Source organism: Hamadaea sp. NPDC050747, from assembly GCF_040654195.1.
Taxonomy (GTDB): Bacteria; Actinomycetota; Actinomycetes; order Mycobacteriales; family Micromonosporaceae; genus Hamadaea.
In genome coordinates this window covers 282,600-303,132 of sequence record NZ_JBFAHM010000004.1, presented here as the reverse complement: position 1 = coordinate 303,132, position 20,533 = coordinate 282,600, and the positions used below count along the sequence as shown (strand labels likewise).

At 70.4% G+C, this 20,533-nt stretch carries 22 protein-coding genes; 18 read left to right on the top strand and 4 right to left on the bottom strand.

Going from position 1 to position 20,533, the window contains the following annotated elements; translation table 11 throughout:
* The first annotated feature begins 268 nt into the window (after window positions 1-268).
* The 12 genes from AB0H43_RS10775 to AB0H43_RS10720 all read left to right on the top strand — a co-directional run bounded on the left by AB0H43_RS10775 (window position 269) and on the right by AB0H43_RS10720 (window position 12,760).
* Complete coding sequence (locus AB0H43_RS10775; RefSeq protein WP_359999041.1) at window positions 269-1,279, top strand: hydroxyacid dehydrogenase; 1,011 nt, start codon at window positions 269-271, stop codon at window positions 1,277-1,279.
* Window positions 1,276-3,165, top strand: a complete 1,890-nt coding sequence (locus tag AB0H43_RS10770) for a DUF2264 domain-containing protein (RefSeq protein WP_359999040.1) — start codon at window positions 1,276-1,278, stop codon at window positions 3,163-3,165. Before AB0H43_RS10775 ends, AB0H43_RS10770 begins: the two co-directional genes overlap by 4 nt.
* Window positions 3,162-4,427 (top strand): extracellular solute-binding protein, encoded by a 1,266-nt coding sequence (locus AB0H43_RS10765; protein ID WP_359999039.1) that lies wholly within the window; start codon window positions 3,162-3,164, stop codon window positions 4,425-4,427. The genes AB0H43_RS10770 and AB0H43_RS10765 overlap by 4 nt, the downstream gene beginning before the upstream one ends.
* Before the next feature lie 92 nt (window positions 4,428-4,519).
* Window positions 4,520-5,452, top strand: coding sequence for a sugar ABC transporter permease (locus AB0H43_RS10760; protein ID WP_359999038.1), 933 nt, complete (start codon window positions 4,520-4,522; stop codon window positions 5,450-5,452).
* Window positions 5,449-6,300 (top strand): carbohydrate ABC transporter permease, encoded by an 852-nt coding sequence (locus AB0H43_RS10755; protein WP_359999037.1) that lies wholly within the window; start codon window positions 5,449-5,451, stop codon window positions 6,298-6,300. Before AB0H43_RS10760 ends, AB0H43_RS10755 begins: the two co-directional genes overlap by 4 nt.
* A gap of 4 nt (window positions 6,301-6,304) precedes the next feature.
* Window positions 6,305-6,919 (top strand): hypothetical protein, encoded by a 615-nt coding sequence (locus AB0H43_RS10750; RefSeq protein WP_359999036.1) that lies wholly within the window; start codon window positions 6,305-6,307, stop codon window positions 6,917-6,919.
* 143 nt (window positions 6,920-7,062) lie between these two features.
* The gene (locus AB0H43_RS10745; RefSeq protein ID WP_359999035.1) at window positions 7,063-7,590 is read left to right on the top strand and encodes a DinB family protein; all 528 of its coding nucleotides are present in this window, start codon (window positions 7,063-7,065) and stop codon (window positions 7,588-7,590) included.
* A 174-nt stretch (window positions 7,591-7,764) separates the two neighbouring features.
* Window positions 7,765-8,178, top strand: a complete 414-nt coding sequence (locus tag AB0H43_RS10740) for a hypothetical protein (RefSeq protein ID WP_359999034.1) — start codon at window positions 7,765-7,767, stop codon at window positions 8,176-8,178.
* Between the two features lie 7 nt (window positions 8,179-8,185).
* The gene (locus AB0H43_RS10735) at window positions 8,186-9,097 is read left to right on the top strand and encodes a hypothetical protein (RefSeq protein WP_359999033.1); all 912 of its coding nucleotides are present in this window, start codon (window positions 8,186-8,188) and stop codon (window positions 9,095-9,097) included.
* 20 nt (window positions 9,098-9,117) lie between these two features.
* Complete coding sequence (locus AB0H43_RS10730; RefSeq protein WP_359999032.1) at window positions 9,118-9,624, top strand: hypothetical protein; 507 nt, start codon at window positions 9,118-9,120, stop codon at window positions 9,622-9,624.
* 32 nt (window positions 9,625-9,656) lie between these two features.
* Window positions 9,657-11,918: a M28 family peptidase gene (locus AB0H43_RS10725; protein WP_359999031.1), complete on the top strand. Its 2,262-nt coding sequence runs from the start codon at window positions 9,657-9,659 to the stop codon at window positions 11,916-11,918.
* A 17-nt stretch (window positions 11,919-11,935) separates the two neighbouring features.
* Window positions 11,936-12,760, top strand: coding sequence for a hypothetical protein (locus tag AB0H43_RS10720; protein WP_359999030.1), 825 nt, complete (start codon window positions 11,936-11,938; stop codon window positions 12,758-12,760).
* Window positions 12,761-12,775: 15 nt separating this feature from the next.
* Here AB0H43_RS10720 and AB0H43_RS10715 read toward each other — a convergent pair whose 3' ends face one another.
* A complete protein-coding gene (locus tag AB0H43_RS10715; RefSeq protein WP_359999029.1) occupies window positions 12,776-13,327 on the bottom strand; it encodes a TetR/AcrR family transcriptional regulator in 552 nt (183 codons plus the stop codon).
* 46 nt (window positions 13,328-13,373) lie between these two features.
* On the opposite strand from AB0H43_RS10715, the gene AB0H43_RS10710 reads away from it, so the two are divergent.
* The 4 genes from AB0H43_RS10710 (at window position 13,374) to AB0H43_RS10695 (ending at window position 15,689) form a co-directional block, all read left to right on the top strand.
* Window positions 13,374-14,117, top strand: coding sequence for an alpha/beta hydrolase (locus tag AB0H43_RS10710; protein WP_359999028.1), 744 nt, complete (start codon window positions 13,374-13,376; stop codon window positions 14,115-14,117).
* Window positions 14,114-14,848: a carbon-nitrogen hydrolase family protein gene (locus AB0H43_RS10705; protein WP_359999027.1), complete on the top strand. Its 735-nt coding sequence runs from the start codon at window positions 14,114-14,116 to the stop codon at window positions 14,846-14,848. Before AB0H43_RS10710 ends, AB0H43_RS10705 begins: the two co-directional genes overlap by 4 nt.
* Before the next feature lie 74 nt (window positions 14,849-14,922).
* The gene (locus AB0H43_RS10700) at window positions 14,923-15,102 is read left to right on the top strand and encodes a hypothetical protein (RefSeq protein ID WP_359999026.1); all 180 of its coding nucleotides are present in this window, start codon (window positions 14,923-14,925) and stop codon (window positions 15,100-15,102) included.
* A gap of 44 nt (window positions 15,103-15,146) precedes the next feature.
* The gene (locus AB0H43_RS10695; protein WP_359999025.1) at window positions 15,147-15,689 is read left to right on the top strand and encodes a dihydrofolate reductase family protein; all 543 of its coding nucleotides are present in this window, start codon (window positions 15,147-15,149) and stop codon (window positions 15,687-15,689) included.
* Here AB0H43_RS10695 and AB0H43_RS10690 read toward each other — a convergent pair.
* Window positions 15,673-16,551 carry a LysR substrate-binding domain-containing protein gene (locus AB0H43_RS10690; protein ID WP_359999024.1) on the bottom strand — a complete coding sequence of 293 codons (879 nt, stop codon included), beginning with the start codon at window positions 16,549-16,551 and terminating at the stop codon, window positions 15,673-15,675. The two genes, AB0H43_RS10695 and AB0H43_RS10690, sit on opposite strands and share 17 nt — an antisense overlap.
* Before the next feature lie 88 nt (window positions 16,552-16,639).
* Here AB0H43_RS10690 and AB0H43_RS10685 point away from each other — a divergent pair, with 88 nt between their 5' ends.
* On the top strand, window positions 16,640-17,005 hold the full coding sequence (locus AB0H43_RS10685) for a nuclear transport factor 2 family protein (RefSeq protein ID WP_359999023.1): 366 nt from the start codon (window positions 16,640-16,642) through the stop codon (window positions 17,003-17,005).
* Window positions 17,006-17,011: 6 nt separating this feature from the next.
* Here the strand turns inward: AB0H43_RS10685 and AB0H43_RS10680 are convergent, their stop codons facing one another.
* Window positions 17,012-18,622 (bottom strand): helix-turn-helix domain-containing protein, encoded by a 1,611-nt coding sequence (locus AB0H43_RS10680; RefSeq protein ID WP_359999022.1) that lies wholly within the window; start codon window positions 18,620-18,622, stop codon window positions 17,012-17,014.
* A gap of 43 nt (window positions 18,623-18,665) precedes the next feature.
* Between AB0H43_RS10680 and AB0H43_RS10675 the strand changes: the two genes are divergently transcribed.
* Window positions 18,666-19,586: a proline dehydrogenase family protein gene (locus AB0H43_RS10675; protein ID WP_359999021.1), complete on the top strand. Its 921-nt coding sequence runs from the start codon at window positions 18,666-18,668 to the stop codon at window positions 19,584-19,586.
* A gap of 203 nt (window positions 19,587-19,789) precedes the next feature.
* Here the strand turns inward: AB0H43_RS10675 and AB0H43_RS10670 are convergent, their stop codons facing one another.
* Complete coding sequence (locus tag AB0H43_RS10670; RefSeq protein WP_359999020.1) at window positions 19,790-20,506, bottom strand: SDR family oxidoreductase; 717 nt, start codon at window positions 20,504-20,506, stop codon at window positions 19,790-19,792.
* Between the last annotated feature and the right edge of the window lie 27 nt (window positions 20,507-20,533).

Below are 20,533 nucleotides of genomic sequence, written 5' to 3'. Positions count from 1 at the left end.
GGTGCACGGTCGGGAGTTCGATTGTGCGCCCTGGTGTCGACGGCACGAGAACCCCCTCAGTCATCAGCCGGTGATCGGCATACGCTCAGAACCGATCAGATTCGATCACAAAAGTGCGCCGAGTTCCGAGCCATATCGTGTTACAGACTGGTAACGAAACCTTGTGGTGCAGTTCTGCATGCGATCTACTCCCTCTCACCCCGATCGAACGAACAAAAACGAACACAAACGAACCCCCTCCCTGAGGGACACCGGAAGGCAAGATCGCATGCACCGTCCGCAGGCACTGCTCGTGATGCGGCCCGACAGTTTCCGGCTCCAATTCGGCCCGAAGGAGATGCAGCGGCTGCGGTCGTTCGCCGACCTCGGCGATCCGATCTGGTCGGACGACCTCGACGCGCCGCACACCCGCGCCCGCCTGGCCGAGACGGAGGTACTGCTCACCTCGTGGGGGTGCCCGACGCTCACTCCCGAACGCCTGGACGCCGCGCCGAAGCTGCGGGCGGTGCTCCACTGTGCCGGCAGCGTCCGCAACCTCGTCTCCGACGAGGTGTGGAACCGGGGAATCCTCGTCACGAGCGGGGCGGAGGCCAACGCGACACCGGTCGCCGAGTTCACCATGGCCGCCATCATCTTCGCCGGGAAGAAGGCGCACGTGCTCGCGGCGGAGGCCCGCGCGAACCGCGCCGACTGGTACACCGTCGCCGCCCGGGAGGATCTGTCCAACTTCGGGCGGACGATCGGCGTCCTGGGGTTCTCCCGGATCGGCCGCCGCGTCGTCGAGCGTCTCCAGACCCTCGACACCGCCGAGGTTCTCGTCACCGACCCGTACGCGGACGCCGCCTCGGTGACGGCCGCCGGCGGCCGCCTCGTCGACCTCGACGAACTGCTGTCCCGGTCGGAGATCCTGTCGCTGCACCTGCCGGAGCTGCCGCAGACGCGCAACGCGATCGGCGTACGGGAACTCGCGCTGCTGCCGGACGGGGCCACGGTCATCAACACCGCCCGCGGCGGGGTCATCGACCACGCGGCGCTGGAGCGCGAATGCGCGACCGGCCGGCTCAACGCCATCCTCGACGTCACCGAGCCGGAGCCGCTGCCCGAGGATTCGCTGCTCTACCAGCTGCCCAACGTGATGATCACACCACACATCGCCGGGTCGCTCGGCTCGGAGACGCGCCGGATGAGCGCCCAGGCACTGGACGAACTGGAACGATTCATCGCCGGTGAACCCCCGATCGACGCCGTGACCAGCGAGGTACTCGAGGTGAGCGCATGACCATCTCGCCGATCACCGGCTGGACGCGCGACGACTGGACCGCGCTCGCCGACCGCATGCTGCTCGCGGCCCGGCGCTTCGGCTCGCCCACGCACGCGCGCATCACGCCGCCCGGCCCGCCCGGCGGCTACGGCACCGATGTGGACGGGCTCGAGGGCTTCGCCCGCACCCTGCTGCTCGCCGGCTTCCGCGTCGCGGGGGAGCGCGGCGAGGACCCGCTCCATCTCCTCGAGTGGTACGCACAAGGCATCGCCACGGGCACGGATCCCGCGTCCCCCGAGCGCTGGGTCCGGCCGAGTGAACACGGTCAGGCCAAGGTGGAGGCGGCGTCCATCGCGCTGATCCTGGACCTGACCCGGCCGTGGCTGTGGGACGCCCTCGACAGCGGCGTCCAGCAACGCGTCGTGGACTACCTCGCCGAGGTCGTCGGCGACCATGACTACCCGCGCTCGAACTGGGTGTGGTTCCGCATCGTCGTCGAGCAGTTCCTGGCGTCCGTCGGCGGACCGTGGTCGCTCGACGACATGGAGGCCGACCTGGCGACGCACGAGTCGTTCGCCCGCGACGGCGGCTGGTACTGCGACGGCGTCTCGCGCAACTACGACCACTACGCCGGCTGGGCGCTGCACCTGTATCCGATCCTCTGGAGCCGGATGACCGGCGCGGAACAGCTCTCCGCTCCGCGGCTGCCGGCGTACGCCGAACGGCTGGACCGCTTCCTCCTCGACGCGGTGCGTCTCGTCGGTGCTGACGGCTCACCGCTGATCCAGGGCCGCAGCCTCACCTACCGCTTCGCCGCCGCCGCCCCGTTCTGGGTCGGCGCGTACGCCGGTTCGCCCGCACTCGCCCCCGGCCTGGTCCGGCGGGCGGCGTCCGGGATCGTGAAGCACTTCGCCGACCATGGGGCACCGGACGACGACGGCCTGCTGACCCTGGGCTGGCACCATCCGTGGCGGCCGATCGCCCAGCGCTACTCCGGACCGGGCTCTCCCTACTGGGCCGCCAAGGGCATGCTCGGGCTCGCCCTGCCCGCCGATCATCCGGTCTGGACCGACGTCGAACAGCCACTGCCGGTCGAGCAGGCCGACCAGCTCGCCGTCATCGCAGCGCCCGGCTGGGCGGTCGCGGGTACGCAGGCCGACGGTGTCGTCCGCGTCTACAACCACGGCACCGACCACGCCCACCCCGGCGACCGGACCGGCGACTCGCCCCTGTACGCGCGGATGGCGTACTCGACGGCGACGGCCCCGCTGATGGACGACGAGGGCTGGGACGCGCCGCTGGACAACTCGGTCGTGCTGCTCGACGCGGACGGGCGGGCGACCCACCGCACCGGGTTCGAGACGCTCTCAGTGGCCGAAGTCGACGGCGCGATCGTGCTGGCCTCGCGGGCTCGTGCCCACTGGGTCGAACCGGATCGCACCGTGCCCGACCACGGCTCCGGCCGTCCGGGTCCGGCGGTCGACGCCGCCACCCTCACGACCGTGTCGATCGTCCGGGGCGCATGGGAGGTCCGCTGCGTGCGGGTGGACCCCGTCGCCGATCCGGACGGCGCGCCCGGCTGGGACCGGGCCGTGGCGCTGCGCGTCGGCGGCTGGCCGGTCACCGGCGACCACCACACGTCCGTCGCGGTGAACCTCGGCGGATTCGAAGTCTCCGGCACCCATCAAGCCCGGGACGCCACTCCCCTCGGCGGGCTCACCAGCACTCCGTGGCTCTCGGCGTACCAGATGGACGGCTGGAAGCTCGCGGGCCTGGCGCTGAACGGCGGCGAGCAGGCTCCGCGAGCCGGCATCTCCGGGCCGATCGTCACGGTGACCTGGCCCGACCTGACCAGAACGACCGCCCCCCTCGATTTCCCGCTCCCTAGGAAGGACCCCTCGTGAACAGAAGAAAGTTGCTGGCGTTCGGCGCGGCCGTGGCCGCCGCCGCGCCTCTCGCGGCCTGCGGCTCGGACGACGACAGTGCTGAGAGCGGCCCCGTCGAGCTGACCATCAGCGTGTGGAACCTGGATTCCACGCCGGAGTTCAAGGCGCTGTTCGACGCGTTCCAGAAGGCGAACCCGGACATCACCGTCAAGCCGGTCGACATCCTGGCCGACGACTACCCGACCAAGGTGACCACGATGCTCGCCGGTGGCGACAGCACCGACGTCATCACGATGAAGAACGTCATCGACTACGCGCGGTACGCCGGCCGGGGCCAGCTCAAGGACATCACCTCGCTGGCGAAGTCGGACAACGGCGCGAAGCTGAACGGTCTCGACGCGTTCAAGCAGGAGGGCGACAAGTACTACGCCCTTCCGTACCGGCAGGACTTCTGGGTCCTGTACTACAACAAGAAGCTGTTCGACGCGGCGGGCAAGCAGTACCCGGCGAACCTGACCTGGGACCAGTACGCCGACCTGGCCAAGTCGCTGACCGCCGGCGCGGGCCAGAACAAGGTGTACGGCACCTACCACCACACCTGGCGGTCGGTCGTGCAGGCCATCTCGGCCGCGCAGACCGGCGGCAACCTGCTGGGCCCGGACTACAAGTTCTTCGGCGACCAGTACAAGACCGCGCTGGGCATCCAGGACGCGGGCGCCACCCTGGACTACGGCACCGCCAAGACGCAGAAGACCGGCTACGCTTCGATGTTCGAGACCAAGAAGACCGCCATGCTGCCCATGGGCACCTGGTACATCGCCAAGATCATGGCGGAGAAGAAGAAGGGCTCGACCGACGCCGACTGGGCGATCGCGCCGTTGCCCCAGACGGCCGGTGCGTCCGGCGTGACGACGTTCGGCTCGCCGACGGCGTTCGCGGTGAACAAGAACGCCAAGCACGCCGCCGCGGCGCAGAAGTTCGTCGAGTTCGCCTGCGGTCCCGAGGGCGCCAAGGCGATCGCCGCCATCGGCGTGGTCCCGGCGCTGCTCACGGAGGAGATCCGCACGTCGTACTTCGGCCTGGAGGGCATGCCCACCGACGAGACGTCGAAGAAGGCGTTCGCGCCGGACAAGATCGTCCTGGAGATGCCGGTCAGCGACAAGACCTCGAAGATCGACACGATCCTCAACGAGGAGCACCAGCTGATCATGACCAAGGAGAAGTCGATCGACGCGGGCATCGCCGAGATCGAGAAGCGCGTCAAGAACGAGGCCAGCTGACCGCTGTGACACTCCGCCGGACCGCTCCGCCGCCTGGCCGACGGCGGCCGGGGCGGTCCGGGGGTCACTGAGGACTGACGAAGGCAGAGACTATGGCAGACCTGCTCACCGCGACACCGGCGACCGCCGCCCCGTCGCCGCCGCGGCGCACCCGGCGCCGGTGGCGCAACACGCTCATCGGCTGGAGCTTCATCCTGCCGAACTTCCTCGGCTTCGCGGTGCTCACGCTCATCCCGGTGATCGCCGCGTTCGTCTTGTCCTTCATGGACTGGGACTCGTACAACACGCCCGAGTGGATCGGGCTGAAGAACTTCCAGCGACTGCTGAACGACGAGTCGACCAAGATCGCGCTACGCAACACGGCGTACTACGCGCTCGGGCATGTGCCGCTGACCGTGCTCGCCGCGCTCGCGCTGGCCCTGCTGCTGAATCGCAAGATCGCCGGGGTCGGCTTCTTCCGGGCCGCGGCCTTCTTCCCGTACATCACCTCGATGGTCGCGGTCGCCATCGTGTGGAACATGTTGTTCAACCCGGAAGTCGGGCCGGTCAACCAGTTCCTGCACTTCATCGGCATCGACGACGCGCCGGGCTGGACGACGAGCACCACCTGGGCCATGCCCGCCGTCATCCTCACCAGCGTGTGGCGGGACATGGGCTACTACATGATCCTGTTCCTGGCCGGTCTCCAGGCGATCCCGACCGAGCACTACGAGGCCGCCAGGATGGACGGCGCCAACACCTGGCAGCGGTTCCGCCACGTGACCCTGCCCGGCCTGCGGCCGGTCACCTTCCTCGTGCTGATCCTGCTGACAGTGCAGAGCTTCAAGGTGTTCGACCTGATCGTCGTCATGACCGACGGCGGACCGGGCCGGGCGACCCTGGTGCTGTCCCAGCAGATCTACCGCCAGGGCATCGTCGAAGGCGAGTTCGGGTACGCCTCGGCGATCTCCCTCGTGCTGTTCCTGCTCGTGCTGGTGCTCACGCTGACGCAGTTCTGGTTCAACAACCGCCGGGAGCGCTCATGACTGCAATTCCCTCCGGGGGCCGTGGCACGTTCCGCGTCGCGGGGCGCGTGCTGCTCTACGTCGTCCTGATCGTCGCCGCCGTCGCGATCCTCGTCCCGTTCCTCTGGATGATCAGCGCCTCGCTCAAGCGCAACAACGAGGTCCTGACCGTCCCGGTGCAGTGGATCCCGAAGGACTTCCAGTGGAAGAACTTCAGCGACATCTGGACGCAGATTCCGCTGGGCGCCTACCTGCGTAACACCGTGTTCCTGAGTGCGGTCATCACCTTCCTGCAGGTGCTGACGGGCAGCTTCGCGGCGTACGGGTTCGCCAAGATGCGCTTTCCCGGCCGGGACGCGTTGTTCTTCGCGTACATCGCGACCATCGCCGTGCCGTGGCAGGCGTACATGATCCCGCAGTACATCATGATGCAGAAGGCCGGCCTGACGAACACGTTCTGGTCGCTGATCCTGCTCCAGGCGTTCGGCGCGTTCGGCGTCTTCCTGATGCGGCAGTACTACCTGACCATCCCGGAGGAGCTGTCCGAGGCCGCCCGGGTCGACGGCCTGTCCGAGTACGGCATCTGGGCGCGGATCATCCTGCCGCTGTCCAAGCCGGCGCTGGCGAGCCTGGGCCTGCTCACGTTCGTCAACACCTGGAACGACTACATGGGCCCGTTCATCTACCTGACCAGCAACGACCTCTGGACCATCCAGCTCGGTCTGCGCTCGTTCGTCGGCCAGTTCGACGCCGACTACGCAATGATGATGACCGGCTCGGTGCTGTCCGTCCTGCCGATCCTGCTGATCTTCCTCGTCGGCCAGCGGTACTTCATCCAGGGCATCGCCACCTCCGGGATGAAGGGGTGATCGCATGAGACTGCTCGCCCGGCTGCCCTACGACACGATCTTCAGCACGGCGTACGCGTTCGGAAAGACCAACCTCGGCCTCGTGGCGGCGTCGCTGCCTCTGCTGATCGCCTTCGCCTTCAGCGGGGAACCGCTGGCGGCCTGGCCGTTCTTCGTCGCGTTGTCGGCGTTGCTCGGCCCGGCGGTGGCGGGCGCGTTCGGCTCGTTCGCGGGTGCGCCGTTCTGGCAGACATACCGCAAGCGGTTCGGCCGGTCGCTGGCGATCGGGGCGGCGGCGGCGTTCGCCGTCATCGTGCTCGCCACCGACTTCCGGCTCGCCCTCGGTACGCCGTTCGGCGCGGCCACGCCGATGCTGGCCCTGCTCGTCGTCCTGGTGTTCGTCACTGCCACCACGTTGCTGGTGCTCGACGACCGGCTGTCGTGGCGGCTGGTCGTGACGGCCGCGTACCTGTCGGTCCGCAAGTGGTACGTCAGCGTGGCGAACCTGGCCGTGCTGGGCATCCTGATCGGCGCGGTCGTCACCAAGCCCGCGATCGGGCTTTTCCTGCTGCCCGGCCCGGCGTTGTACGTCGTCTGGGCCAACACCCGGCACATGGTCGCCGCCCTGAACCGCGGATGATCCACATCCCGTCGCGTGTCGCGATCGAGCTACTTCACGACATCTGACGGGATGTGGATCACCCACGACCATCGAAGCGGCGCGGGCCAAGGGGTCGGGATTGGCTCTGGTGAGGACGGCGGCCCACCCGACAGCATGGCGGCATGGACCTCGACCTGGCCGCTGCCGAACACCTCCTGACCAGGACGCCGGACGTCGTGGCCGCGCTGCTCGGCGGGCTGCCCGACGCCTGGCTGCATCGCGACGACGGGCCGGGCACCTGGAGTGCGTACGCGATCCTCGGGCACCTGACCTATGCGGACGCCACGAACTGGCGGCCCCGCATCCGGATGATCCGGGAGCACGGCGCCGGCCGCGTCTTCGAGCCGTTCGACCGGGAGGCGATGCTGCGCGACGCGCCCGAAGCGGTGGACGTCCTGCTGGACCGGTTCCGGACCGGGCGGCGCCGGACGCTCGCCGACCTCGCGCTCGATGGCGGGGAGCTGGACCGGGTCGGGTCGCACCCCGAGTTCGGCGAGGTCACGATGCGGCAGGTCGTGTCGGCCTGGGTCGCGCATGACCTCACCCATCTGGGGCAGATGGCCGAGGTGCTGGCCAGGCGGCATCGTCTCGACGTCGGGCCGTATCGCAAGTATCTGCCCGCGCTAGATCGAGTCGCCGAGGCGGAGTAGTCCCCCTCATTCACATACCGCGCAAGTTGTAGGCGTATTTCCACTTCCTGTGCGACGTCCCCGGTGTCGGAATCTTCCTACGATGACGGCAGCTGGGGGGCTCGCGGTCACACCACATCCCACACTGTGCGTTCCCCAGCTTTTCGCTGAGCGCCAACGACTGGGGAGGTGGCGGTGGGCAATTATCTGAGCGGGCAGCTGCTGGGAGCACGGCTCGAGGAGCTGGTGCGGGCGGCCAATGCCGAGATGCCGGTGGTGCAGGCGGCGTTCTATCGCGTGCAGGGCAAGGTCCAGTACGCGGCGGACAACGTGTTGGCGGCCTTCACCCGGCCCGCGGACTTCGACGGCGGCGGCGGTGACAAGCACGCCGACGTGATCTCGCAGATGGGCGACATCATCGCCGGCTGCGTGAAGGAAGCCGGGCACAACGTCGAGCTGACCGCGGAGGCGCTGCGCCTGGCCGCGCAGGAGTACGCCCGCACCGACCAGGCGGCCCGTGCGGAGCTGCAGAAACTGATGAACAACGACTACACCCAGGACGGCTCCGGCAACCGGGTGGACATCCCGAACATCAAGCTGGCGCTGTGAGGCTGACATGAGCGACGACATCCGCGGCAAAGCGAACAAGATCCTGCAGAAGTGCAACGAGTGGGCGCAGAAGATCCAGGCGAACGGGACGGTGCTGGACGCCGAGCAGCGGGCGGAGATGGCGACCTGGGGCCAGATCCCGCAGCTGTTCGAGCCGTTCGCACAGCTGCCCGACCCGAACGGTCCGGTGAAGACGCTCATCGACGACCTCAAGGGCGCGCTGACCGAGCTGTCCGACGGTCAGCTGCTGCCGCCGACCAAAGCCAACAAGGAAGGGGAGACCATCTCGCCGATCGGCGATCTCAAGCACATGGACGTCAGCACGTTGGTCGACGGCTGGACCGGTAGTGCCGCGCAGAACTTCACGACCAACTTCATCAAGCCGTTCCCGGCGAAGGTGCAGAGCCAGTTCATCGCCGTCTACGTGATGCGCGGCGCGATCCAGGCCTATCAGAGCGTCTGGAAGACCGCGCGGGAAGACGTGAACAAGATCGCCGACAAGACGCTGAAGGCGCTGGAACACGACTGCAGTCTGGGCGGCAGCTCGGCGATGGTGCTCACCGTCATCGGATCGGTCGCCTCGGTCGGCACCGCGTTCGCCGGCGGGCCGGTCGTGGCCGGTGTGCTCGCGCTCGAACTCGTGGCCGGCGCGGCCCAGGTCGGGGCGCAGGCCGCCGGTCAGCCGAAGGAGGAGATCAACATCTCCGGCTCGGATCCGCTGATCATCGTGCCGAAACTCAAGCAGGCCCTGACGAAGCTGACCCAGCACATCAAGGAAGAGCAGAACAAGGTGTACACGGTCGTCTCGAAGGATCTGAGCGCGCTGCAGGGCGGCCGCTCGAAGCTGATCCCGATGCGCCCCGAACTCGCCGGAGCCACCCGGGGCAATGTGCACGACATGATGGGCAACGCCAACTAGCGCCGAGGACGGTGATGACGATGATGGTGAGCGAGCGACTCGACCGCATGGTGGTCACGGCGTCCACGCCGGACGGCGCGATCGTGGCGGAACTGTTCGACCGTGACCAGGTGCGGCTGAGCTTCCCCGGCGGCTACCGGTGGCTCGACGAGAGCCGCCTGCCCGGCCAGCTCGAGGCGCTGGCCCGGGTGCTGTGGGCCCGCCGCATGCGGGAGTACTTCGAGATCATGAGCGAGGACGAGGACGTCCCGATCACCGCCGAGCCCGAGCCGGTCACCGCGGGGCAGTGGGAGTTCGTCGAACGGCGGGCGCAGATCGTCGCCCGCGGCGAGTCGCCCGACGGCAGGATCGCCATCTCGGTCCGGGGCATGCAGGAGTGGACGGTCCGCGTCCAACCCGGCACGCTGCGGGAGTACGCCGAGGAGGAGTTCGCCGGCGCGATCCGGTCGGTCGTGACCCGGCTGCTCGACGATCAGTTCCGGCAGATCACCGAGCTGAAAATCGACCTGGGCGACCGGCTTGACTGACAGACGGCGGACCGCCGGGTGAAGATGTGGGCGTGGAGCAGACACCCGCCCGCCGCGCACTCGGCGGTCTCATCGTCTTCGTCGTGCTGGCCGGGCTGGCCGTCCTGAGCGTGTGGACGGTCCAGCCACCCGCCCCGTTGGCCGCCGACGCCCCCGGTGACGAGTTCAGCGCGGGGCGGGCGTACGCCCACGTCCAGACGCTCGGCGAGTCGGTGCACGTCGCCGGGTCGAAGAACGCCGAGGCCGCCCGGGACTACATCGTCGGCACGCTCAAGGACTACGGGCTCGATCCCCGGATCCAGGACGCGATCGGAGCCGACGACGCGCTCGGCGAGGGTTACACGATGGCCCGCGTACGCAACGTCGTCGCCGAGCTGAAGGGCACCGCCTCGACCGGCCGGGTGTTCCTCGTCGCGCACTACGACTCGGTGCAGGTCTCCTACGGCGGCAACGACGACGGGGCCGGAGTCGCCACGCTCCTCGAAACCGCCCGCATCCTGACCAGCGGCGAACGCCCGCGCAACGACGTCGTTTTCCTGTTCACCGACGCGGAGGAGGCGTGCCTCTGCGGCGCGGAGGCGTTCGTCGGCCAGCATGACCTGGCGAAGGACGGTGGCGTCGTGCTCAACTTCGAGGCGCGCGGCTCGTCCGGTCCGGCGATCATGTTCGAGACCACTCGGGACAACGCGGACGTCGTCGGCGTCTACGGCGATGTCGCGCCCTATCCGGTCGCGACCAGCTTCGCCGTCGAGGTCTACCGGATCCTGCCCAACGACACCGACTTCTCGCCGTTCCGCGACGCGGGCCGGTTCACCGGGCTGAACACGGCGTACATCGACGGGTCGGCCGTCTACCACACGCCGGAGGACCGCCCGGAGTACATGGATCAGGCGAGCCTCCAGCATCACGGCGCGAACGCGCTCGCGGTCACGAAGGCGTTCGCGGCCCGAGACCTGTCCACTCTGGAGGAGCCGTCGGCGGGCGACTCGACCTACTTCCCGGTCCTCGGCTACCTCGTGCGCTACCCGGGCTGGCTCGTCTGGCCGGTCGCGGTGCTCGCGCTGCTCGCCGTGGTCGCGCTCGGCGTCGTCGTCCGAAGCCGCGCGAGCTTCGGGCGGCAGGCCGCCGCATTCGGGCTCGGCCTCGTCCCACTCGCCCTCGCTCCGATTCTCGCCCAGGTCTACTGGCTGGTCCTGGTCGCGATCCGGCCCGGCTACCGGCAGATGCTCGACCCCTGGCGGCCGGAGTGGTTCCGCGCCGCCGTGGTCGCGCTCGTCGCGACCCTCTTACTGCTCTGGTACGCCTTGTGGGGCCGGCGTCTCGGGAGGTGGTCGTTGGCCGTGGCCGGGTTCGGCTGGCTCGCCGTCCTCGGCCTCGTCCTCGCGGCGTTCGCCCCCGGCGGTTCCTATCTCGCTGCGTTGCCCGCCCTGTTCGGGGCACTGGCGGGCATCGTCGCCTTCGTTGTGCGTATCCCTTGGGTGAAGCTCGCGGCGGTGACCGTCGGCGGCGCGATCGCGGTGGTGATCCTCGCGCCCACCGTGATGCTCTTCTTCCCGGCGCTGGGCCTGGCCACCGGCGCCGCGGCCGCGCTCTTCGCGACGATGCTGGGCTTGGCCTTGTGGGTGGTGTTCCCCCGGCGGGCGCTGTGGCCGGCGGTCGGCGCGGCCGTGCTGACCCTGGTGTTCACCGGCGTCGGTCTGGCGGTCGACCGGTTCGACGCGAAGCATCCCGCTCCCGAGCAGCTCATGTACGCCCTCGACACGGACAACGGGCAGGCCCGCTGGGTCAGCGCCGACGACGAGCCGGGCGCCTGGGCCGCCCAGTACGCCACCGGCACCGAGCACGTCGAGGCGAAGTTCCCGCTGCTGCACGGCGAGATCGCCAGCGGACCGGCGCAGGCGGCCGACCTGCCCGCCCCGAGCCTGACCGTCACGTCCTCCACAGTGGAAGGCAGTCGCCGGACGCTGAATCTGCTCGTCAAGCCCAACCGTGACGTCCGCCTGGTGTACCTGAAACTGCCCGGGACGAAGGTGACCAGTGCGACCGTCGCCGGGCGCGCCGTTCCCGCCGACGCGCTGGACGGCGACTTCGGGGTGCTGTTCCACGCGCCGCCCGCCGACGGGCTCACCCTCACTCTGACCGTCGAACAGACCGGTCCGGTGAGCGTACGCGTCATGGACGGCAGCGACGGGCTCACCGGTCTGCCCGGGTTCACGCCCCGGCCGCCGGACGTCGGCGTCGAAGGGTCGCACACCTCCGAGCTGGTGCTGGTGGCCAAGACGTACACCGTGTAGGGGATCATCTTGCGTCGATGATCGAAGCGGCGGATCGTGGGAAGATGGCCGCCACCGACACTTTCCAGCGCCCCGCGGACCTCGCCGCCCGCACGGACCCGGCCGCCCTCTACGTCCGGTCCTATCTGAACATCCGCACCGTCGTCGGCGTCATCGGGCTCGCCCTGCCGATCGCGTTCATCGTCGGCGAGGCGGCGTACCTGCGGGGGAGTGTCCACGTCCGCGGGTCGATCAGCGCGTACTACCACTCGTCGATGCGCGACCTGTTCGTGGCCGGGCTGAGCGTGGTCGGCTTCCTGCTGCTCACCTACATGTCGGCGCAGCCCCGGACCTGGGACTACTGGCTCAGCACGGTCGCCGGGATCGCCGTCATCGGGGTGGTCTTCTTCCCGACCCGGCGGGTCGGCATCCAGCCGGGAGCGCCGCTGTGCGGCGTCGAGCCCCAACCGGCCGGGTGCGCCCCGATCCAGCAGGCCCTGGGCGAGAACACGGTGGCGATCGTCCACTTCGTCTGCGCCGCGGTCTTCATCAGCTGCCTCGCGGCGATCGCGTTCATCTTCGCGTACCGCGAGAAGAAGTACGAGAACGACCGGCGCATGGCACTGGTGCAGAAGATCTGCGGCTGGGCGATCGTCGCCGCCGTCGTCTGGGTCGCGGTCGGCGGGCTGCTCCGGCTGACGCTGGGCGAGCTGACCCCGCTCTACCTCGGCGAAGTCGTCGCGGTCTGGGCGTTCGGCACGTCGTGGCTGCTCAAAGGCCGGGACCTGACGGCGGTGTTGTTCCCGTCGAAACCCGCCCCGGACACGGCCGGCACTGAACAGCCGGAGCCCAGGATCGTCTGACGCCGCTCACCCGGCTCACGCGGCCACGCCGGTGAGCGCCAGCCGGACGACGTCACGCAGGAACGCCTCGTCCACCGGCTGCCCGCGAAACACCGCACGCAGCCAGACGGCGCCCGCGACGAGGTCCACGATGGTCATCGGGTCGGCGTCGGGCCGCAGCTCGCCGCGCGCGACTGCCCGCTCGAAGACGGGCCGCTCGCGAGCGATCCGGTCGGCGAAGAACGCGCGTACGCTCGTCGCGAGTTCGGGATGCTGAGCGGAGGCCGCCAGCGCCGCGACGGCGATTCCGGCGGTGGGGGGAGTCGTGAGCAGAGCGGCGATCGCCTCTGCCAGCCCTAGCAGGTCGCCCTCCAAGGAGCCCGTGTCCGGTACGCCGAAGTCCAGCGCGCGTGCCTGGATGAGCGCGTCTGCCAGCAGCGCCGGTTTGGAGGGCCACCACCGGTAGAGCGTCGTCTTGTTGACGCCCGAGCGCTCGGCGACGCTTTCGATGGTCAGCCGGTCGTATCCGCGTTCGGCCAGCAGGGCGAGCGTGGTGTCGAGGATGTGCTGCTGCTTGCGAGGCGCCACGACGCCACTATAGCAACGCAACGTTGCGTTGTGTTTTACTGGACGCATGACGCTCCCGATCGTCCTGCTGCACGGCATCCGGCTCAGCCGCACGATGTGGGAGCCCGTCGTCATCCGGCTCGGGCCGACGGCTTTCGCCCCGGATCTGCCCGGCCATGGCCGGCGGCGCGGGGAAGTGTTCACCCTCGAAGCGGCCACGGAGACCGCGGCCGATGCGATCGACGCCGCCGGCGGCCGAGCCCTGTTGGCCGGACTCTCCCTCGGCGGCTACACCGCGATCGCGACGGCCGAGCGGTATCCCGAGAAGGTCGCGGGGCTGGTCGCGATGGGTTGCACCGCACGGAATCGGGCGATGACTCTGCTCTACCGGGCGGCCGCGGCCGTCGCGGGGCGCTTCCCCCGGCGGGCCGACGCGGTGAGCGCGTACGCGATCCGGCGGGCACTGCCGCGCGACGTGGCCGAATCCGTCCTCAGCGGCGGGGTGGGCTGCGCGGTGCTGCCGTCCGCCGTCGCCGCGATCACCGCCCACGACCAGCTCGCCGCGCTCCGGGCGTACGCCGGGCCGGTGTGGCTGGTCAACGGCGACCGCGACCCGTTCCGGGCGGACGAACGGGAGTTCCTCGCGGCCTGCCGGGACGGCCGACGCGTACGCCTGCCGCACACCGGACATGTCACAACACTGGCCGACCCAGATCGGTTGGCGGGACTTCTGGCAGAGGCTCGCCACCACGCCGAGGCGGTCACAGCCGACACAGACGGGAAACAAACCGGACCTAGCCTGTCGTCATGATCGCCCCACCGTCGGCTCCGCTGAGCATCGCGGCGGCCCAGCCCGCCTGTTCCGCGCACGACGTCGCCGCCAACGCGCTCGCGCACGCCGATCTCGTCCGGAGCGCCGGAGCCCGGGTCGTCGTGTTCCCGGAGATGTCGCTGACGGGCTACGAGTTCGACGCCGCGCCAGTCGCGGCCGACGATCCCCGGCTCGCCCCGATCGTGGCCGCCTGCGCGGCAACCGGCGCGATCGCGCTCGCCGGCGCGCCCGTCGCGGCATCCGGGTCGGCGGGCCGACACATCGCCGTCCTGGCGATCGACGGCGGCGGCGTACGCGTGGCGTACCGGAAGATGTTCCTCGGCGGGGCCGAACCCGAGCATTTCGTGCCGGGCGACGCTCCGGCGGTGCTCGAGGTCGACGGCTGGCGTCTCGGCCTCGCGGTCTGCAAGGACACCGGTGTCGCCGAGCACGCCGCGATCACCTGCGAACTCGGTGTCCACGCGTACGTGGCGGGGGCGCTCGACGGGGCGCACGAGATCGCCGTGCAGGACGAGCGGGCTCGGCGCACCGCGGCGAAGTACGGCGTCTGGGTGGTGACGGCCAGCTTCGCCGGGTCGACCGGCGCCGGTTACGACGACGCGGCCGGGCGCTCGCGGATCTGGGGTCCGGCGGGAACCGTGCTGGCCGAGGCCGGTCCGGAGGTGGGGGCGTACGCCCGGGCGAGCCTGGGCGTGCCGGCGGTGCGGTAACGGGTGAAACGCTCTGGACAGTCGCGTCGTTCTATATATGACGGAGCGCGGCGTACGGAGAGCAGGTGACGTCGATGACCGAGCACACCCTCGACACGGGCTGCGGCGAGCCCGCGCCGGACCGCCGTGACCACGACCGCTGGGACCACGACCGCTGGGACCGCGAGGAGCGTTCCCGCCGTCAGGTGATCCCCGCGCCGATCGAGTGGCTCGTCTTCATCGACGCCATCAAGGCACGCCGCGCCGACGAATGAGATCGTCGCGGGAAAATGTCGGACTCGGCGCCTAGGCTTCGGCCATGGCGAAGCTGGTGTACTCCGCGACGATGTCGCTGGACGGGTTCATCGCCGGGCCCGGGGGCGACATGTCCTGGCTGACCGAGTTCATCGGCCCTGATCCGGCGGCCGAGGCGCTCGTCGGCGAGGTCGGCTCGATCCTGGTCGGCCGGCGGTCGTTCGGCGGCGACGACCCGCATCGCGGCACCGAAGGCGAGGGCAAGGCGTTCGGCGGCGGCTGGGAGGGTCCGCAGTTCGTGCTGACCCACAATCCGCCCGCCGAGCCGGTTCCCGGAGTCACCTTCGTCAACGACTTCGAGGAGGCGATCGAGGCCGCCCGGACGGCCGCGGGGGAGAAGGTGGTCAACATCATCGGGGCCGACGTCGCCCGGCAGTGCCTCGAGGCCGGGTGGCTCGACGAGGTCGCCGTCTTCATCGCACCCGTGCTGCTCGGCGACGGCGTGCGGCTGTTCGCGCATCCGGGTGGCGCGACCGTGAAGCTGCGCCGCATCGGCGAGGCCTCCGCCCCGCTGGCGAACCACCTGCGGTTCAGCGTTCTGCGCTGAAACTCTTCCGGGCCAGGCTCACGAAACGGCGTACCGCGGGGGATGGCGCGGTCCGCCAGATCAGGGTGAGCAGCGCCGGTTCGTCCACGTCGGACACGACCTTCGCGGTGAGCGGATAGGCCGCCGCCATCGAGGCGCTGAGCACACCGACGCCCAAGCCGCGCCCCGCGAGATCGGCGATGGCGTCGCCCGCCCCGGCCTCCACCACCACCCTCGGCGTCAGGCCGCGCGCCGCGCACGCCCGGTCCAGCACCGCCCGCAGCCCCGTCCCGAGGGGCATGCACACCAAGGGGTACGCACACAGTGCGCGTAGTGTCAGCGTCCGCCGATCCGCCACGGGATGGCTCGCCGGGACGACGGCGACCAAGGGCTCGCTGACCAGCGTCAATGACTCCACTCCGGATGGTGGCGCCCCGGCCGCGCCGATCAGGGCGGCGTCCAGCTCACCGGCGCGTACGCCGTCGGCCATGCGGTCGGAGGCGTCCTCGGTGAGCGACAGCTCGACTCCGGGGTACGCCTGATGGAAGGCGGCCAGCGCCTCGAACAACGGTGTCACCGTGCAGCCGACCACCATCCCGAGCCGCAGCCGCCCCCGCAGCACGTCGCTGACCTCGCCGACGGCCTGCTCGACTGCGCCCGCGGCGGCCAGCGCCGCCCGTGCGTGCTCCAACGCCGCCTTCCCGGCGACCGTCAGCGTCGCGGTACGCCCCGAGCGGTCGAACAGCTCCGCCCCTAGCTCCTTTTCCAGCTGCCGGATCTGCGCGCTGATCCCGGACTGGCTGATGTGCACGCGGTCGCCGGCCCGGGTGAAGTTCTGCTCCTCGGCCACCGCGACGAAGTACTCCAGCTGGCGCAGTTCCATAAGTGCTGATTCTAGTCATCAGAAGAACCAGCTGTTGGACTTCTAGATCTGTACGCGGGACGCTGGAAGGGATGGGAAGGAGCGCACGATGACGCAGTACGAGAAGGCACAGACGCCGGAGGACATCACGCGCCTGTTCGTGGAACGGTCCAACGCCGGGGACGCGGCCGGGGTGGCCGCCCTCTACGAGGAGGACGCCGTGCTGGCGTACCCGCCGGGCGGGCAGACCGTGGGGCGGGCCGCGATCCAGGCGCTGTGGGAGAAGGTCCTCGCGAGTGGGGCTCGGTTCGAGCCCGAGACGCCGTTGCCGACGTTGATCCACGGTGACCTGGCGTTGACCGCGACACCTCCGAAGGACGCCGCCGGAGCGCGGGCGCAGGTCGCCCGCCGTCAGCCGGACGGCAGCTGGCTCCGGGTCCTGGACCGGCCGGAGTTCACGCCCGTCGGGCGCTGAGCATCCCTACGGCCGGCCGGATTCGGCCGGACCACGCCGGGCGCCCCGCAGCAGCAAGGCCGCCAGCAGCCGCTGCTCCGGGTCGCCCAGCTCCAGGCCGGCGATCTCCGCCGCCCGGCGTACGCGATGCCGCACGGTGTTGGGATGGACGTGCAACTGCGCGGCGACGACTGTGACGTCCCCGAACGCGTCCAGGTAGGACGACAGCGTCGCACCCAGTTCGCCGTGGTGGGCCGCGTCGTGCGCAGCGAGCGCGTCCAGCCCTGGATGGCGCAGGCCGGCCGTGGCGTCCAGCGCCTCCTCGAGGAGGACGGCCGCGCGTACCTGGGCCATCGTGCCGACCGGGCGGGCGGGGGAACGCAGCAGCACCCGGAGCACCTGATCGGCCTCGGAACGGGCCTGCTCCAACGCTTCCGTGGCAGCGGTGACGATCGCGGCCCGCACCGGGAAACCCGACTCCCGGCGTACCGCCTCGGTCGTCTCAGCCGCCCAAGTCTGCGCCTGCGGCCCGGCGGGGTCGACGTCGAGGCCGGGCAGGAGCGCGTACACGCGGGGACCGACCTGAGCCGTGACGGCGCTGCGCCGGAACGCGGCCGCGTGCACCGCGATGATCTCGGCCGCCCGCGCCCGCCGGAGCGCGGCGCCCGCCGGTTCGCCGTCGCCCGGCTGATCCCGGATGTCGCAGGCGACCAGCAACGCCGGACCGGCGGGCAGGCCAAGGTCGGCCGCGACCAGCCCACCCGGTACGCGCCCGGTGAGCCCGTCGGCGAGCAGCCGCGATCGGGAGCCGCGACTCGTCGCGCCGTGCGCCTGCGCGACCACGTCCTGCGCGGCCAGCCGCGCCGCGCCGACCAGGACCTCGGCCGCACCCTCGGCCAGCGCCCGGCCGCCCTCCTGCACCCAGAGCGAGCCCAGCTGCCGGCCGCCCGCGTGCAGCCCGATCGCCAGCCGCCGCCGGATGCCCAGCTCCGGATGGTCGGGCACGGTCACCACGTGATCAGGTCGGCGCAGCTCGTCGTAGACGCCCCACTCGCGCAGCAGCGCCAGGTACGACTCCGGGCCGCGGCGGCCCAGGATCGATCGCAGCCGCAGGTCGTCGACCTCGCCCGCCACCGCCGAGTACGCCAGGACGCGACTGCCGACGTCCTCGATGCTGACGCTGCCGCCCGTCAAGGTCGCGATCGTCTGCGCGAGCGCGAACAAGTCGCCCGTCTCGTTCGGCAGGGCGACCGGTTCGGCGGTGGCGAGCCCCGATCGCAGCAGGGTCTGCACCTGATCCCAGCGCGCGTCGGCGTCCACGGTCAGGAGCGCGACGCCCGCGTCCCGGGCGGCCTCCTTCAAGATCACGCCGCTCTTGACCACGACCGCGGCGGCTCCCCGGCTCCCGGCCTGCGCCACCAGTGGACGGGCGTCGGCGCCACGGGCTCCGACGACGAGCACGACGTCGCCCGGCCGCAACGCCGGATCGTCGTAAGGGTCGGCCACCACGACATCGCGTACGCCGACCGCCAGGCCCTTCGGAGCGATCACGACATCGACGAGATGCCCGCCCAACGCGGTGACCATCTCCCGGAGCGTTGTCCGCTGCTCCAACCCGTCGGCGCGTACGTTGTCCATCAGCACAAACAGTAGCGCCCGCCGGCCGCCTAGCGTGATCAGCGTGATGCGTACCCTCCTGCTTGCGGCCGCCCGATCGGGCCGCACCCGCCGCGTCGTCGAGCGCCTGCGCCCGACCCGGGCGATGGTCAACCGGTTCGTCCCCGGCACCGCCACCACCGACGCCCTCGCCGTCACCGGCGACCTGATCCGCAGCGGGCGCGCCGTCACGCTCGACTACCTCGGCGAGGACACCCTCGACCGATCGCAGGCCGACGCCACCGTGGAGGCCTACCTGGCGTTGCTGGGCGGGCTGTCCTACGGGACGCTGGCCGAGGTCTCCGTCAAGCTGTCGGCGGTCGGTCAAGCACTGCCCGGCGACGGCGAGGAGATCGCCCTCGCGAACGCCCGGCGCATCTGTACGGCCGCGGCCGACGTCGGCACGACGGTCACCCTGGACATGGAGTCGCACACCACGACCGACTCGACGCTGCGTATCCTGCACAAACTGCGCACGGAGTTTCCCTGGGTCGGCGCAGTCGTCCAGGCGGCGCTGCACCGCACCGAGGCCGACTGCCGGGAACTGGCCGCCGCCGGTTCCCGCGTACGCCTGTGCAAGGGCGCTTACAAGGAACCGGCGACGGTGGCGTACCAGAAGAAGGACGAGATCGACGCGGCGTACCTGCGCTGCCTCGACATCCTGATGGCAGGTCCCGGCTATCCGATGGTCGCCTCGCACGATCCGGCGATCATCGAGGCCGCCCAGCGGATGGCCGCCCAGTACAAGCGGTCCGCCGACTCCTGGGAGCACCAGATGCTGCACGGCATCCGGGTCCCCGAGCAGGAGCGGCTCGCCGCCGCCGGCTACACGATGCGGGTGTACGTCCCCTACGGCGGCGAGTACTACGGCTACTTCATGCGGCGGCTCGCCGAGCGCCCGGCGAACCTGACGTTCTTCCTGCGAGCCCTCGTCTCCCGCTCCTGAGCGACTCGCGGGCGGCGTGCCCATCGCGCCTGCGGGCGGCGTGCCCATCGCGCCTGCGGGCGGCGTGCCCATCGCGCCTGCGGGCGGCGTGCCCATCGCGCGTTATGTGGGATAACGTCCCCTCAACCCGCTGCCGAAGCGACGTTATCCCGCATAACGTGACCGTCACCGTGACCATAACCGTGATGGTGAAAGCGCAACGCTTACAGCGAGGCCAGGCGAGCCCCACCGTCGGCTTCCAGCACCGTCCCGGTGAGGTTGCGGTTGGTCGCCGCCAATGCGACGACCTCGGCGACCTCCTCGGCCGTGGCGACATGCCGCACCGGCAGCGCGGCGGCGACCTGGTCGAAGTACGCCTGCCGCCCGTCGGCGGGCAGTCCACTCCACCAGGGCGTGTCCACCAGCCCGGGGGAGACCGCGTTGACCCGGCGCGGCGCGAGTTCCACCGCCAGCGGCGGCACGAGCGATTCGATGGCTCCGTTGATCGCGGCGAGCCCGGCCGTCCCGGTCAGCCCAGTACGCGCGCTGATGGCGCTGACGAAGGTGATCGACGCGTCCGGCGCCAGGTAGGGCAACGTCGTCTGCAGCGTGGTCAGATGCGCCCAGAACTTCCCGTCGAACGCCTGCCGGAGTACGCCGAGATCCAGGTCGGCGACGGGGCCGGCGCCTAGGCTACTGCTCAGGCTGAGCACGAGCGCGTCGATGCGCCCGATCGACGCGGCGACGGCGGCGATGCCGTCCCGGTCGTTGCCGTCGACTTGATGCCCGATCAGCCCCGGGTCACTGGCGGCGACCGCGTCCAGCCGGTCGCGGCTGCGCCCGGCGATGTGCGTACGCGCACCTCGGGCGGCCAGCAGCCGGGCGGTGGCCAGGCCGATACCCGACGTGCCCCCGACGATCAGAGCGGTGAGGTCACTCATGAGGTTCTCCCTTGCGAACGCGAGACC